Consider the following 14,136-nt stretch of genomic DNA (forward strand, 5'->3'; position numbering starts at 1 on the left):
GACAGCAAAAGCGCCCAGCCAGGCACGCATGACGCTCTTTGCGCTCTCGAGATTGGCCACCCCCGGCCTTGGCCTGATCGAGAACCCCATCCCCCACTTTAGCCACTGGCTTAGCCCCTACCGCTTTCGCACTCAAGGCCTCAAGGCACTCAGGCTGCAGCAGGAGCGACGCTCAAACAGCAATTAGAACGACAACTCGAACAGCATTAGAACGACAGCTCACACAACAACTACAACAATTCAGGAGTCTTCTCATGGCAGCGACAGACCATGATCCACTCGGTGATCCCGCACCACCCCCTTCGCAGAACAATGTCCTCACGGCACATATCCAGGTGGAAACCAGTGGCCCGCTCAAGGGCATGCACAAGGGCATGACCCTGACCTCGGCCGGCCTGTTGCTGGCGTTCGTCGTCGGGGCCGGTCTCTCACCCGATGGGGCGGCCACCATCTTCGGTGCCGCGCGCAGCTGGATCGAACATACCTTCGGCACCTACTACCTGGTGCTGGTGGTCGCGATGATCGCCCTGTCGCTGGTACTGGTGTGTTCGCCGTGGGGCAGCCTGCGCCTCGGTCCCAAGGACAGCGCGCCGGAATTCTCGCGCTTCACCTGGATCTCGATGTTGCTCTCGGCAGGTGTCGGCATCGGCGTGCTGTTCTTCGGTGTCGCCGAGCCGATGTTCTATTTCGACAATTCCGGTGGCTTCGGTTACCCCAATAACCCGCACGCGGATCTGGCCGGCGCGACCGCCATGGATCACGCCCGCGCCGTCGAGGCGCTCAAGGTGGCCTTCTTCCACTGGGGCCTGCATGGTTGGGCAATCTACGGCATGGTCGGCATGACACTGGCCTACTTCGCCTATCGCAAGAAACTGCCGCTGGCGCTGCGTTCCGCGCTCTATCCGCTGATCGGTGATCGCATCTACGGCCCGATCGGCCATGCCGTCGACATCATGGGCGTGCTGGGCTGCGTGTTCGGTATCGCCACCTCGCTGGGGCTGGGCGTCAGCCAGATCGCGGTGGGCCTCAATCGCCTCACCGGTCTGGATGCCGGCATCGGCACCCAGCTGGTGCTGATCGTCGCGATCAGTGCGATCTCCATCGCCTCGGCGGTCTCCGGCATCAAGCGCGGGATTCGCTTCATCTCCGAACTGAACATCGGCGTGTCGGTCCTCGTGGTCGGCAGCTTCCTGATCGGCGGCCCGACGCTGTGGCTGATCTCGCTGTTCGGCGAGACGCTGCTGGCCTATCTGCGCGATGTGGTGCCGATGGGGCTGTGGGTCGCCGAGACCGCGGGAGAAAACAGCTGGCAGGTCGGCTGGACCATCTTCTACTGGGCCTGGTGGCTGGCGTGGGCGCCGTTCATCGGGTTGTTCATCGCCCGCATCTCCAAGGGCCGCACCCTGCGTGAATTCATTCTGGGCGTGCTGATCGCGCCGCCGCTGATCATCTTCATCTGGCAGGCGCTGTTCGGCGGCACCGGCCTGTATCAGGAGCTGACGGCCAGCATGGGGGCCGGCAGCGGCGAGCTGATGACGCTGGTGCGCAACTGGAATCTGCCCGAAGCGCTGTTCGCCACCGCCGATGCCCTAGCGGGCAACAGCGTGCTGAGCGTCATCCTGTCGTCTCTGCTGATCTTCCTGTTGATCAGCTGGTTCGTGACCAGCTCGGATTCCAGCACCCTGGTGGTCACGACCATCCTGTCGCTGGGCGATGAAGAACCGCTGGCGCGCCACCGCATCTTCTGGGGCATCTGCATCGGGCTGGTGGCCGGTACGCTGCTGATGGCGGGCGGGCTCAAGGCGCTGCAGACCATCCTGATGGCCGCCGCCCTGCCGATGAGCTTCGTGATCGTGGCGATGACGCTGGGCCTCTTGGTAGCGCTATGTCAGGAATCCGGCATCGCGCTCATGAAACTCGGCAAGCCGAAGCCGGACAGAAGCCAGGCCTGAGCTTGAGGCTGAGGCTGAGACTGAGACTGAGACTGAGACTGAGCCTGAACCTGTGTCAGTCCCCACATGAAGCCTCACTGGCATGACATGCTCTGCCAGAGCGGTCCTGCCAACCCCCACTCGCCGAGCCATCCCGTCACAGGGGCGGCTCGGCGAGTCGCGTGGGGCAACACATCACGCTTGCGCCTGCCGATATCGCGCTGGAGTGGGCCATCATGTCGCAACAAGCCAATTAGTTGTCGTGCATATCCAAAACTGCTTACCCAGTACGGATAGTCTTATGAGGTCCTTGCCATTCACAGGAGCTCAGCATCGGCCTCTTCAACGCGTCACCTCATCCCCGCATCACGTTGCCTGCCACGACAATAACAACATCAGGACTCGCACAATGACCCACCACTCGCCCTCTGCACAGCCTGCTTCTGAACAGTCCGCGTCTGAACAGTCCGTCTCTGAACAGTCAAATCATGAACAACAGAACGCGCACTCCGCTGACGACATCTGCGGAATGGGAAACTCGGCCTGTGGCAAGGAGCAATACCTGACCTCGATCGCGACCGTCTGCGTGATCGCGCTGCTGATCGGTGCCGCCGCCCTGTTTCCCGAAGGATTTCTGGCCAGTCTCGACCTGATCAAGGGCTCGGTGATCGGCAACTTCGGCTTCCTGTTCACTTGGCCGGCCTTTGCCGTCTCGCTGCTGCTGGTCGTGGTCTGCTTTACCCCGCTGGGCAAGCTGCGCTTCGGCGAAGGCGACCCTGAATTCCATACCCTGAGCTGGATGGGCATGCTGTTCGCCACCGGCATGGGCATTGGCCTGCTCACCTGGGGCGTGCTGGAACCCAAATATCACACCGATGCCGGCCTGAGCACCGACATGGCGCTGCTCAACGCCTTCAATCACTGGGGCCTGCTGGCCTGGGCCGGTTATCTGGCCATCGGCGCGCTCTTCGCCCACGCCATGTATAACATGAAGATGGCCAAGCCCGCCGAAGAACTGCTGGGCAACGGCCTGTGGAGCAAGCTGAACCTGGTAAGCCTCGTCGTTTCCACCGTCATCGGCCTGTCGCTGTCCTTCACCTACGCGACCACCCCGATCCAGCAGGGGCTGGTCAAGCTGGTCGGCATCGAATTCAGCCCGACCCTGATCATCTGCGTGCTGGCCGTGTGCGCCATCATCTCCTCCGCCTCGGGCCTCAAGCGCGGCATCAAGTGGCTGAGCAACTACAACACCCTGTTCGCGATCATCCTGATGCTCGGCGTGCTGGTGCTGACCGTGCCCGGCGATATCCTCTCCACCTTCGTGCGCCTGGTGCCGGAATACCTGCTCAAGTACCCCGCGATGGCCACCGATATCGGCCTGGGCGATCCGGAGCGCAAGACATGGCTGGCAGACTGGCTGTATGCCTTCGAGGCGGCCTGGTATGGCTGGTTCATCTTCACCGGCGTCTTCATCGCCCGCATTTCCAAGGGCCGCACCCTGCGTGGCATGGTGCTGGGCGTGATGCTGGTGCCGACCCTGTTCTCGTGCCTGTGGTTCGTGGTCTTCGGGCTCGGCAGCCTGAGCCTGGGAGTCGATGATGTGTTCAAGCTGATCGACACCATCGACAGCAGCGGCCTGCTGTCCCTCATCCTGACGCTCAACATCCTGCTGTTCTTCATCACCAGCGCCGACTCCGCGGGCCTGGTATGCGAGATGCTGACCGTCAAACGCTCACGCGCCTTCTGGATCGTCTCCATGGCGGCACTGGCCGTCGTGGTCAGCTGGCTGGGCGGCGATGTCTACAAGACCCTGCTGAGCCTGATCTCGGTCGCCGCCATCCCGGTCGCCTTCGGTATCTTCGCGCTGGTGATCGCCTTCGTGATCCGCGTACGCCGTGATCGCGCCACCCGCGCCATCCCGGCAGCGGCGCCACTCACCCAGCGCTGAACCGCCATGGCGTGAGACGCGTCGCAGCGCGCACTGATGCGATGCAGTCTGTCCAACACAACGCCCCTGCCCTCTAACGAGGTGCAGGGCCGTGTCACATCTGATGCAGACCTTTTCCCTCCCCCGACGCACACCCGCCCCTTGTCGGCATACGCTCTGGCAGACCACTATGCTGTCAGTAACAGGTTGACCGTCTCTGCGAACAAGACGGCTCAAGCAGACCGAGCCCAGCGGTGACACCCGACAGTGTGACGGACCACAGGAGCGACGCATGCCAGCCAGTTTCCACGACCACCTCAGCCGTCAGATCAATGAGCTGCATGAAGAAGGTCTCTACAAGCAGGAGCGCGAGATCACCTCGCCCCAGCGTGCCAGCCTGCGGGTCGCGGGCGGTGATGAACACGAGGGGCAAGGGTCGGAGGTGATCAACTTCTGCGCCAACAACTATCTGGGCCTGGCCGATAGCCCCGAGCTGATCGCGGCCGCGCAACAGGCGCTGGAGCGTGACGGCTTCGGCATGGCCTCGGTGCGCTTCATTTGCGGCACTCATCATCAGCATCGCGTGCTGGAAAAACGCCTCGCAGCCTTTCTCGGCATGGACGATGCCATCCTCTATTCCTCGTGTTTCGACGCCAATGGCGGCCTGTTCGAGACACTCTTCGGCCCTGAAGACGCCATCATTTCCGATGCGCTCAATCACGCCTCCATCATCGATGGCGTGCGTCTGTGCAAGGCAAGCCGCTATCGCTATGCCAACAATGACATGCGCGAACTCGAGGCCCGTCTCAAGGAGGCGGACGCCGCCGGTGCACGCTTCAAGCTGATCGCCACCGATGGTGTCTTCTCGATGGATGGCGTGATCGCCAATCTCAAGGGCATCTGCGAGCTCGCCAGACGCTACGATGCGCTGGTGATGGTGGATGACTCCCACGCCACCGGCTTCGTGGGGGCCAACGGGCGTGGCAGCCACGAATACCATGACGTGATGGACCAGATCGACATCATCACCACGACCTTCGGCAAGGCGCTGGGCGGGGCCTCGGGCGGCGTGACGGCCGCGCGCGGGCCCATCGTCGAGTGGCTGCGCCAGCGCTCGCGCCCTTATCTGTTCTCCAACTCGCTGGCACCGCCCATCGTGGCGGCGACCCTCAAGGCGCTGGACAAGGTCGAGGACAGCGACGAGGCGCGCCGAAAGCTTTGGGAGAACGTCGAACGCTTTCGTCGTGGCATGCAGGAGGCCGGCTTCACCCTCGCGGGTGCCGGTCACGCCATCATTCCGGTGATGATCGGCGATGCACGCCTGGCGGGCGACTTCGCCAATCGCCTGCTGGAGGCCGGCATCTACGTGATCGGGTTTTCCTACCCGGTGGTGCCCAAGGGACAGGCGCGCATTCGCACCCAGATCTCGGCGGCACATACCCCGGAGCAGATCGAGACGGCCATTGCCGCCTTCACGCGTATCGGCCGCGAGATGGGCGTGATCGACTCCACGCCGGGAGGTGATGCATGAAGGCGCTGGCCAAGCTCAAGGCCGAACCCGGCATCTGGATGACCGAGACGGCCGTGCCGGAAATCGGCCACAACGATGTGCTGATCAAGATCCGCAAGACCGCGATCTGCGGCACGGACATGCACATCTATCAGTGGGATGAGTGGTCTCAGGCGACCGTGCCGGTGCCGATGGTCACCGGTCATGAGTATGCGGGGGAAATCGTCGCACTGGGCAGCGAGGTGCGCGGCTATGAGATCGGCGACCGTGTCTCGGGCGAAGGCCACATCACCTGCGGCCATTGCCGAAACTGCCGCGCGGGGCGTCGCCATCTGTGCCGCAATACCGAGGGCGTGGGCGTCAACCGCCCCGGCGCCTTCGCCGAATATCTCGCTCTGCCCGCCTACAACCTCTTCAAGCTGCCGGATGAGATCAGCGATGACCTGGCGGCCATCTTCGACCCCTTCGGCAATGCCGTGCATACGGCGCTGGCGTTCGATGTGGTCGGCGAGGACGTGTTGATCACCGGTGCCGGGCCCATCGGCATCATGGCGGCGGCGGTCATCCGCCATATCGGGGCTCGCCACGTGGTGATCACCGACGTGAATGACTATCGACTGGCACTCGCCGAGCAGATGGGCGCGACGCGCACCGTCAATGTCAGCCGCGAATCCCTGCAGGAGGTGATGGCGGAGCTCGACATGCATGAGGGCTTCGATGTGGTGCTGGAAATGTCCGGCGTGCCCTCCGCCGTCGAGCAGATGCTCGATGTCATCAATCATGGCGGCAAGATCGCCATGCTGGGCATTCCGCCCGGCGAGATGGCCATCGACTGGACCAAGGTCATCTTCAAGGGGCTGACCATCAAGGGCATCTATGGCCGCGAGATGTTCGAGACCTGGTACAAGATGGCCAGCCTGATCCAGTCAGGGCTGGATCTTTCGCCCATCATCACCCATCGCCTGGGCGTCGCAGACTTCCAGCAGGGCTTCGAGATCATGGGCTCCGGTCAGTCGGGCAAGGTGGTGCTCGACTGGGGCTGAGGGCGTCTGCTCGGCTCAGTCTCCACGCAAGTCAGTCGCCGCCTCGCGTGGCAACAGGCCGAAGGCCTCGCCCATGCCGGGGGCGGCAAGGCGCTCGAGGAACCATTTGAGCGCCTTGCCCTGACGGCCACTGCGCCAGGCAAGCGAGAGATCGATCGGCGCGCGCGCCGTCTCCAGCTGCAGCAGTGCCAGACTGCCCTCCTCCAGATGGCGATGGATCCGATGCCGCGGCAGATAGCCGACTCCCAGCCCCTTGCGCTGGACCTCGATCTTCTGCGCCGTGGTCTTGACGATGATCTGGCTGCGGCCATCCAGCAAGCCGGAAGAATGGCCGGGCAGACTGCGCGAACTGTCCGCCACGATCACGGTGGGATACTCCTGCAGCGCCTCGATGGCAATCGGCTGCGCCAGCCGGGTCAGCGGATGATCTGCCGCCACGGCGAAGACCGGTTCTATTGCGCCGAACCGCCGGCACGCAAGCCCCGACACCGGTGGCTCGCCGGGCGCGCCGATCACGAGATCACAGCGATTGTCATGCAGCGCATCCCAGGCACCCGCCATCACCTCCTCACTCAATACCACCCGCGTGCGCGGCTGGATGGCCTGGAACTCCTCCAACAGCGGATAGAGCGCCTCCGGATCAAGAATGGTATCGACGCAGATACGCAGCTCGACCTCCCAGCCGGCTCCCGCCTGACGCGCCAGCGCCGTCATCTCCTCGGTGGCCAACAGAATGCGCCGCCCATGCGCCAGCACCAGGTGGCCCGCATCGGTCAGCTCGGCCTTGCGACGCGAGCGATCGAACAGCGGCACGCCCAGCTCTTCCTCCAGCTTCTGGACCGAATAGGAAATCGCCGAGGGCACGCGATGCAATGTCTCGGCGGCCGCGGCGAAACTGCCCCGCCGCTCGATGGCATCCAGCACGCGCAGGGCGTCGAGTGTGATGGGTGAGACCATGATTCAAAAATTCTGATCATTGAGACCAGAATCCTCCGTTATTTTTTTGATAATCCCCATTCTATAGTAGCTCCATCGATCAAACACACTGATCTGAAAGACCTCATATCCCCTGATCAATGGAGCCACACATGTTCAAGTCCGCCCTCTCTCGCCTGATGACCACCGACTCCAGCCTCGCAAGCCTGGTGCTGCGCGTCCCGACCGGCATCATCTTCATGGCCCACGGTTCACAGAAACTGTTCGGCGCCTTCGGCGGCTACGGTCTGGCAGGCACCGGTCAGTGGATGGCCTCCATCGGTATCGAGCCGGGCTACCTGATGGCGCTGCTATCCGGTAGCGGCGAGTTCTTCGGCGGACTGGCGATCCTGATCGGCCTGCTGACGCGCCCGGCGGCTGCCGTGCTGGCCTTCACCATGCTGGTCGCCATCCTGACCGTGCATATCGGCAATGGTCTGTTCGCGAGCAACAACGGCTACGAATACGCGCTGGCACTGCTGACCATCGCGGCGAGCCTGGCGATCACCGGCGGCGGCAAGCTGTCACTCGACCGCCTGCTGAGCCCGGCCAGGCACGATTCATAAGCCTGCTGAAGGCTGGCTATTCATCACTCAATGCGCGCCCGCACAGTCTCAGGAGGTTGCCATGCTCACGTTACGTCCCGGCAATGCGCGCGGCCATGCCAGGTTCGCCTGGCTGGAGAGCCGCCACAGTTTCTCCTTCGCCAGCTACTACGACCCGGCTCACATGGGCGTCTCCGTGCTGCGCGTGATCAACGATGACCGCGTGGCGCCGGGCGCGGGCTTCGATCCGCACTCGCACAGCGACATGGAAATCATCAGCTATGTGCTGTCAGGCAACATCGAGCACCGCGACAGCATGGGCTCACAGCACACCCTGGGGGTCGGCGAAGTCCAGCTGATGAGTGCCGGGACGGGCATCGAGCATAGCGAGTACAACGCCTCGTCCCGCGAGCCACTGCGCTTTCTGCAGATCTGGATCACGCCACAGACCAAGGGGCTGCCGCCGCGCTATCAGCAGCAGCCCTTCGCCGCCCGCGACGGTCTCACCCTGTTGATCGCACCACCGGCGCAAGCCGCGCCTGGGGTGCTGGCCATCAATCAGGATGCCCGGATGTATCGCATCGCCCTGCAAGGGGATGACGAGCAGCGCGCAGCACTGGAGCTGCCACTGGACAGCGAGCGCCGCTACTATCTGCACGTGATCGACGGGTCCACGCGCTTGAGCGGGGACGATGCGCAAGGTGTCTCGCTGGGCGCAGGCGACGCCGTGACGCTGGATCAGGCATCACGACTCGTGCTGAGCGATGCCCACCGACTGCATGCCCTGCTGTTCGACCTGCCCGCCTGAGCCGTTGATGCTGACCAATTCCTGATCGCCAAAAAAGACGCCGCCTCCTTGCCCAGTCGATACGGGTGAGGCGGCGTCTTTCTGTCTGTCATTGCCAGCACGCAGCGATTCACGAAGCGCTCCACAGCACGACACAGGGAGCGATTGCCGAAGTGACTCACGGAGCAATTCCCGGAGCGAACCATGGAACGACGCAACCCGCGCAAAGTCACATGGTAAAGTAAGGTCTGCAGCGCAGGGTATGAGACTGGCAGCCATTGCCGACACCTTCAGATGACGGAGACAGCGCCATGACGAATGAGACGATCATCGCCGCCGAGCCGCCTGAGACACTCAGGCTGCCAGCACCGGATCCACTAGCGCAGACGGGCGATGGCAGCCGCCCCCACCAGGAGGCCCTCGACGCCCATGCCGAGGACTACTCTGAGGCCGGCTTCTGGCGCAAGGTGAGCGGCGCCGCCAGAAAGGCCGGCAAGCGCGTGCTCAACCCTGCATTTCGCATGTATTTCGCCGCCCAGGACCCCGATACGCCTCTCTGGGCGCGCACCACCATCTATGGGGCGCTGGGCTATTTCATCTCGCCCATTGATGGTCTGCCCGACTTCACGCCACTGCTTGGCTACACCGATGACCTGACGCTGATGGCGGGTGCCGTCGCCATCGTCGCCGCGCATATCAAACCGGAACATTCCGCGCGCGCGGAGACGACGCTCAAGCGCTGGTTCGATTGAACTGGCGCCTCTTGCGAGTCTTCACATATACAAATGCAACAATATTCAACAAAAGTTAACAATGGTTGAAAGGCGTTGTCTGGCCCGTGTTTAGCCTTGTCACATGCGCATGTTACGGTGAGCGACAACTTCGCCACGCCCGAGAATTCGTCATATGCCCGTCACTCGTATGCCCATGCCATTGATGAAACTCGCTAGCGCGGGCATTGCCCTCATGGTGATGGCCGGCTGCGTGTCGCGCGCGCAGATCGATGTCCCGAAGGTCACACCGGTGGAGGCGCAGGCCTACCAGCACAAGGTGTTCTATTCCGACGTCTATTACAGCCAGCCACAGGCCAACCTGTTTTCCGGCGCAGCCCAACAGGCCATGCAACCACTGGGCAACATCAAGCTGTCGCGCGCCTGTTCACCGGCGATGACCCACTTCAATCAATTGCTGCGTGAGCAACTGCCCGCGTCTTCGCGCATCACCCATGATGCACGTGCCAGCGACTACCGCCTGCAGGTGGAAATCCAGGCCCATGAGAATCGTGGCCCTGTCTATCTTGATTACCTGATCGCCCAGAACCTGACCAAGAATCTGCTGACCTTCGGTGTCGCCAATGAAGATTTCGATATCATTGCCGATTTCGATGTCCAGTATCGTCTCTACGACAAGAACGAGCAGTTGCTGTTCAGCAAGGATTACGCCGTTCAGGACTCCGTGCCACACCAGGCAGGCAACTTCGACTTCGGTGATCGCATCTTCCTGCCGGCCCAGAACATGATGAAGAAATACCTGCTGCTGACGATGAATGACTTCTTCGTCAACGCCAGCCGACCGAGCCCTGAACTTGCCGCCGTGCTCAGCGATAGCTGACGGCGAGGCAGATCCAGCACGTACTGGCATCACTCGACTTCAAATACGTCACAACACGACAACGCCTCGCCAGCCATGCTGACGAGGCGTTGTCGTGTTTCAGGGCCCTTCATCCCTTCGCTATTGCCCTGGAGACTCGCGCATCGTGTACCTCGCGGCATTCATCACGATCACAAGCAGAGTGAAGGCGCTGGTTCAGAGCTCAAAAGGCTTCATCTATTTGCCTGTTCCGCCTGATTCGACTGCGAATCTTTCGGCCTGGCCTTGCGCAGCCCGAGCGGCATGCGCAGCAGCACATCCGGGCGATTCTGCGCCAGGCTCAGCACCGTGATCGCGAGCAGAATCAGCACCATGCCGCCTACCTGCATGGCACTCAGCCCCTGCCCCAGAATCAATAGGCCGTAGAGAGTGGCAGTGATCGGCTCGATCATGGCGACGATGGAGGCGACCGACGGCAAGCTATGACGCAGCCCGTCAATATAGCAATAGAAGGATAGGCCACCGCCCACCAGCCCGAACAGGATGAAGACCCACCACTCATCGGCGAAGGGCACCGCAATCGCCTGCCCCATATCCGTGAACGGCACCATGATCAAGGTGCTCAAGCCCAGCGCGATGGCCAGGATGCCCGGCACACTGCCATGCCGCGAAGCGGACTTGAAGGCAAAGATGAACACGGCATAAGACACGCCCGCCAACAAGCCAAAGGCGATGCCCAATGGGGTGACAGAGGCAGAGCCGGATTGCAGCACGCCTGTCAGCAATACGATGCCGATCATCACCACCACGATCGACCCCAACTTGACCGGCGTCGGTTTCTCGACCCGCGCCAGGAAAGAGGCGATATAGACAAAGATGGGCGCGCTGTACATCAGCGTGGCAGCCACCGCGACGCTGCTTTCATTGACGCTCTTGAAATAGAACATGAAATTGCCGGCGACACCCAGCCCCGCCAACAATGACCACCCCAACAGACCCCGCGTGGAGTCGGCCGGGCGCTTGTGATAGCCCAGCAGAAACATCCAGCCCAGCATGCAGATGAACCCCACCATGGCGCGCCAGAACGAAATGACTTCGGCCTGCCAGCCCCACGACATCAACTGACTTCCCAGCCCACCGGTAATCCCCCACTGGAGGGCTGCAAGAATGACCAATAACGTGCCCCATTGTGCCATGCGCTCTCCATAGACGTGATTGATTGAGGAAAGACAGCGTAACAAGACACGCCCACACCCTGTAAATATACACAGCCGGTTTATTTGTACTTTCTTTTATTTAAATGGTATCCAATTGTTATCCTCAATCAGCCAACGAAAGTTAAACTTGAATACCTGTCGCCAATGCATGACAGACATGACGGCTACTAGTGACTTGTCATTGAATCGTGCACGACTTCTTGAATAATCAGTGGATATATCCTTGCCTGAGCAGGGCTTCATTTCGCCCAGCATCTCGAGGCAATGACGACCACCAGAAAGAGGGGATTCACGCAAGCCAGCAAGGCGTGAGTCCGCCCTTATGGCGTGCAAGACACCCCCACCCGACCAGCGTCTTGTTCGCCATTCCTCCTTCTATTGGGGCGCTTTGGGCACGTGAAGCGCGTGACATGCAGATGTCATTGGCCGCACACCCTTCCTGTCACGCTCAGAAAGCAGACGCCTCTCACCCGGTAAACTGCCGCCTTTTAGTCTAATAAGTTGACCTGCTGCGCGTGATGAGTGGGCTGCAACACCTCACAGAGGCATTGACTATCAATGAGTTGGCACAAATAAACCTCGTGATCATCACTGGTAATACCAGATGACCTCAAGTAGCAGAAATAAATGGTCTCTCTTACCTTGAGCTAGCGTCAGGTGCGACATAACCACGCACCCACCAACAACAAAGTCTTATAAAACGACGTTCGCCACGCAACATAGGGAGAGTGCTGCACATGAATCAGTCGCTATTGGCACTATTGGCCTTCGTGCCATTGCTGCTCGCCGGGGTGCTGTTGATCGGCTTTCGCATGGCCGCCCGCCTCGCCATGCCCATCGTCTTCGTGGTCACTGCACTGATCGCCCTGCTGGCCTGGGACATGACCTTCTCTCGTGTCCTGGCCTCGTCACTCCAAGGGCTGATACTGACGGTCGCGATCCTGTGGATCATCTTCGGCGCCCTGCTGCTGCTCAATACCCTCAAGCATTCCGGCGGCATTGCCGCGATACGCAACGGCTTCTCCGGCATCAGCCCGGACCGCCGCGTACAGGCCATCATCGTCGCCTGGCTGTTCGGCTGCTTCATCGAAGGTGCCTCCGGCTTCGGCACCCCTGCCGCCGTCGCCGCCCCCTTGATGGTAGCGCTTGGCTTCCCGGCCCTGGCGGCGGTCGTGGTGGGCATGATGGTGCAATCGACGCCAGTTTCCTTCGGTGCGGTCGGCACGCCGATCGTGGTCGGGGTCTCCGGTGGCCTCGACAAGGCCGGTGTCAGCGAGACACTGGCCGCGAATGGCTCGAGCTGGGACGCCTACTTCCAGCTGGTGACGTCTGAAGTCGCCATCACCCACGGCATCATCGGGATCTGCATGCCGTTGATCATGGTTGCGGTGATGGTGCGCTTCTTCGGTGCCAATCGCTCCTGGCGTGAAGGGCTGGAAGTCGCGCCCTTCGCGCTGTTCGCCGGTGTCTGCTTCGTGGTGCCTTACGTATTGGCGGGCATGCTGCTGGGGCCGGAATTTCCGTCGATGATCGGCGCCATGGTGGGGCTCGCCATCGTGGTACCCGCGGCGCGCAAGGGCTTTTTGCTGCCCAGCCGGACCTGGGACTTCCCGAACGCTGACAGCTGGCCCGCGGAGTGGATCGGCAAGCTGGACATGACGCTTGAGCCCGTCGAGGGTCGCAAGCCGCTCTCGGTCGGCATGGGGTGGCTGCCGTACGTGCTGCTCGCGGTGTTGCTGGTGATGTCGCGCGTCATCGCGCCGATCAAGGAAGCGCTGACCTCGTGGAGCTTCGGCTGGAGCGGCATTCTCGGAGAAGCTGACATCTCCGGCAGCCTGCAGCCCTTGTACCTGCCCGGCGGTATTCTGGTGGTCGTGGTACTGCTGACCATCGTGCTGCACCGCATGCGAATGCGAGACGTCAGTGCTGCCGTCAGCGAATCCAGCCGCACCATCCTCGGCGCAGGCTTCGTGCTGCTGTTCACGATTCCGATGGTGCGCATCCTGATCAACTCCGGCGTCAACGAGGCGGACCTGGTGTCGATGCCGGTGGCGATGGCGCAGTTCATCGCCGATAGCGTGGGCGATATCTATCCGCTGTTCGCGCCGAGTGTCGGTGCCCTCGGGGCCTTCATCGCCGGCTCCAACACCGTCTCCAACCTGATGCTGGCCGATTTCCAGTTCAACGTCGCCCAGGCTCTGGGCATCTCCAGCGCCATGATGGTCGCCCTCCAGGCGGTCGGCGCGGCTGCCGGCAACATGATCGCCATCCACAACGTGGTAGCCGCCTCGGCCACCGTCGGCCTCCTGGGTCGCGAAGGCGTCACGCTTCGCAAGACGATCCTGCCGACACTCTACTACGTGATCTTCGCTGGCATCATCGGCATGATCGCCTTCCACGGCCTGGGTGTGGTCGACGGCTTGATGAGCTGACAACACGCCTCGTATCACTCTGGCACACGACAGCAGGCCCGCATTGTGTGCGGGCCTGCTGTCGTTTGGAGATCATCAACAGAATATTGAATGTGTTTACTCCAGGGGCCTGTTTATCAACAAGGCACGGCGTAATAAATTGCCCAACATCGCCGAAACGGCAGCCTTCATGTCGCAAG

At 61.8% G+C, this 14,136-nt stretch carries 11 protein-coding genes; 9 read left to right on the forward strand and 2 right to left on the reverse strand.

The features are described 5' to 3' along the window. Window positions 1-254: 254 nt before the first annotated feature. The 4 genes from QD356_RS06815 to tdh all read left to right on the forward strand — a co-directional run bounded on the left by QD356_RS06815 (window position 255) and on the right by tdh (window position 6,411). Entirely contained in the window at window positions 255-1,952 is a 1,698-nt protein-coding gene (locus tag QD356_RS06815) for a BCCT family transporter (protein WP_192839254.1), read from the forward strand. A gap of 508 nt (window positions 1,953-2,460) precedes the next feature. Beyond that, window positions 2,461-3,879 carry a BCCT family transporter gene (locus QD356_RS06820; RefSeq protein WP_192839256.1) on the forward strand — a complete coding sequence of 473 codons (1,419 nt, stop codon included), beginning with the start codon at window positions 2,461-2,463 and terminating at the stop codon, window positions 3,877-3,879. Window positions 3,880-4,150: 271 nt separating this feature from the next. After that, window positions 4,151-5,389, forward strand: coding sequence for a glycine C-acetyltransferase (locus tag QD356_RS06825; protein ID WP_192839257.1), 1,239 nt, complete (start codon window positions 4,151-4,153; stop codon window positions 5,387-5,389). Next, on the forward strand, window positions 5,386-6,411 hold the full coding sequence (tdh, locus tag QD356_RS06830; protein ID WP_192839259.1) for an L-threonine 3-dehydrogenase: 1,026 nt from the start codon (window positions 5,386-5,388) through the stop codon (window positions 6,409-6,411). The genes QD356_RS06825 and tdh overlap by 4 nt, the downstream gene beginning before the upstream one ends. Before the next feature lie 15 nt (window positions 6,412-6,426). Here tdh and QD356_RS06835 read toward each other — a convergent pair whose 3' ends face one another. Next, window positions 6,427-7,368 (reverse strand): LysR substrate-binding domain-containing protein, encoded by a 942-nt coding sequence (locus tag QD356_RS06835; protein WP_192839260.1) that lies wholly within the window; start codon window positions 7,366-7,368, stop codon window positions 6,427-6,429. 131 nt (window positions 7,369-7,499) lie between these two features. Here QD356_RS06835 and QD356_RS06840 point away from each other — a divergent pair, with 131 nt between their 5' ends. From QD356_RS06840 to QD356_RS06855, 4 genes are all read left to right on the forward strand, one after another. Further along, the gene (locus QD356_RS06840) at window positions 7,500-7,952 is read left to right on the forward strand and encodes a DoxX family protein (protein ID WP_192839261.1); all 453 of its coding nucleotides are present in this window, start codon (window positions 7,500-7,502) and stop codon (window positions 7,950-7,952) included. A 61-nt stretch (window positions 7,953-8,013) separates the two neighbouring features. Next, window positions 8,014-8,739, forward strand: a complete 726-nt coding sequence (locus QD356_RS06845) for a pirin family protein (protein ID WP_192839262.1) — start codon at window positions 8,014-8,016, stop codon at window positions 8,737-8,739. 290 nt (window positions 8,740-9,029) lie between these two features. After that, window positions 9,030-9,470: a YkvA family protein gene (locus tag QD356_RS06850; RefSeq protein WP_192839264.1), complete on the forward strand. Its 441-nt coding sequence runs from the start codon at window positions 9,030-9,032 to the stop codon at window positions 9,468-9,470. Between the two features lie 175 nt (window positions 9,471-9,645). After that, window positions 9,646-10,329, forward strand: coding sequence for a hypothetical protein (locus QD356_RS06855; RefSeq protein ID WP_192839265.1), 684 nt, complete (start codon window positions 9,646-9,648; stop codon window positions 10,327-10,329). A 212-nt stretch (window positions 10,330-10,541) separates the two neighbouring features. Here the strand turns inward: QD356_RS06855 and QD356_RS06860 are convergent, their stop codons facing one another. Continuing rightward, complete coding sequence (locus QD356_RS06860) at window positions 10,542-11,504, reverse strand: DMT family transporter (protein WP_192839267.1); 963 nt, start codon at window positions 11,502-11,504, stop codon at window positions 10,542-10,544. A 758-nt stretch (window positions 11,505-12,262) separates the two neighbouring features. On the opposite strand from QD356_RS06860, the gene QD356_RS06865 reads away from it, so the two are divergent. Beyond that, entirely contained in the window at window positions 12,263-13,957 is a 1,695-nt protein-coding gene (locus QD356_RS06865; RefSeq protein ID WP_192839269.1) for an L-lactate permease, read from the forward strand. Window positions 13,958-14,136: the final 179 nt, after the last annotated feature.

The sequence above is a fragment of the Cobetia sp. 2AS genome, from assembly GCF_029846355.1.
Taxonomy (GTDB): Bacteria; Pseudomonadota; Gammaproteobacteria; order Pseudomonadales; family Halomonadaceae; genus Cobetia; species Cobetia amphilecti.

Bases quoted from the DNA above. Each gene is read 5' to 3' on its own strand.
- tdh (WP_192839259.1), top strand. From the start codon at position 5,386: ATGAAGGCGCTGGCCAAGCTCAAGGCCGAACCCGGCATCTGGATGACC.
- QD356_RS06835 (WP_192839260.1), bottom strand. From the start codon at position 7,368: ATGGTCTCACCCATCACACTCGACGCCCTGCGCGTGCTGGATGCCATC.
- QD356_RS06815 (WP_192839254.1), top strand. From the start codon at position 255: ATGGCAGCGACAGACCATGATCCACTCGGTGATCCCGCACCACCCCCT.
- QD356_RS06865 (WP_192839269.1), top strand. From the start codon at position 12,263: ATGAATCAGTCGCTATTGGCACTATTGGCCTTCGTGCCATTGCTGCTC.
- QD356_RS06820 (WP_192839256.1), top strand. From the start codon at position 2,461: ATGGGAAACTCGGCCTGTGGCAAGGAGCAATACCTGACCTCGATCGCG.
- QD356_RS06855 (WP_192839265.1), top strand. From the start codon at position 9,646: ATGCCATTGATGAAACTCGCTAGCGCGGGCATTGCCCTCATGGTGATG.
- QD356_RS06860 (WP_192839267.1), bottom strand. From the start codon at position 11,504: ATGGCACAATGGGGCACGTTATTGGTCATTCTTGCAGCCCTCCAGTGG.
- QD356_RS06850 (WP_192839264.1), top strand. From the start codon at position 9,030: ATGACGAATGAGACGATCATCGCCGCCGAGCCGCCTGAGACACTCAGG.
- QD356_RS06845 (WP_192839262.1), top strand. From the start codon at position 8,014: ATGCTCACGTTACGTCCCGGCAATGCGCGCGGCCATGCCAGGTTCGCC.
- QD356_RS06840 (WP_192839261.1), top strand. From the start codon at position 7,500: ATGTTCAAGTCCGCCCTCTCTCGCCTGATGACCACCGACTCCAGCCTC.
- QD356_RS06825 (WP_192839257.1), top strand. From the start codon at position 4,151: ATGCCAGCCAGTTTCCACGACCACCTCAGCCGTCAGATCAATGAGCTG.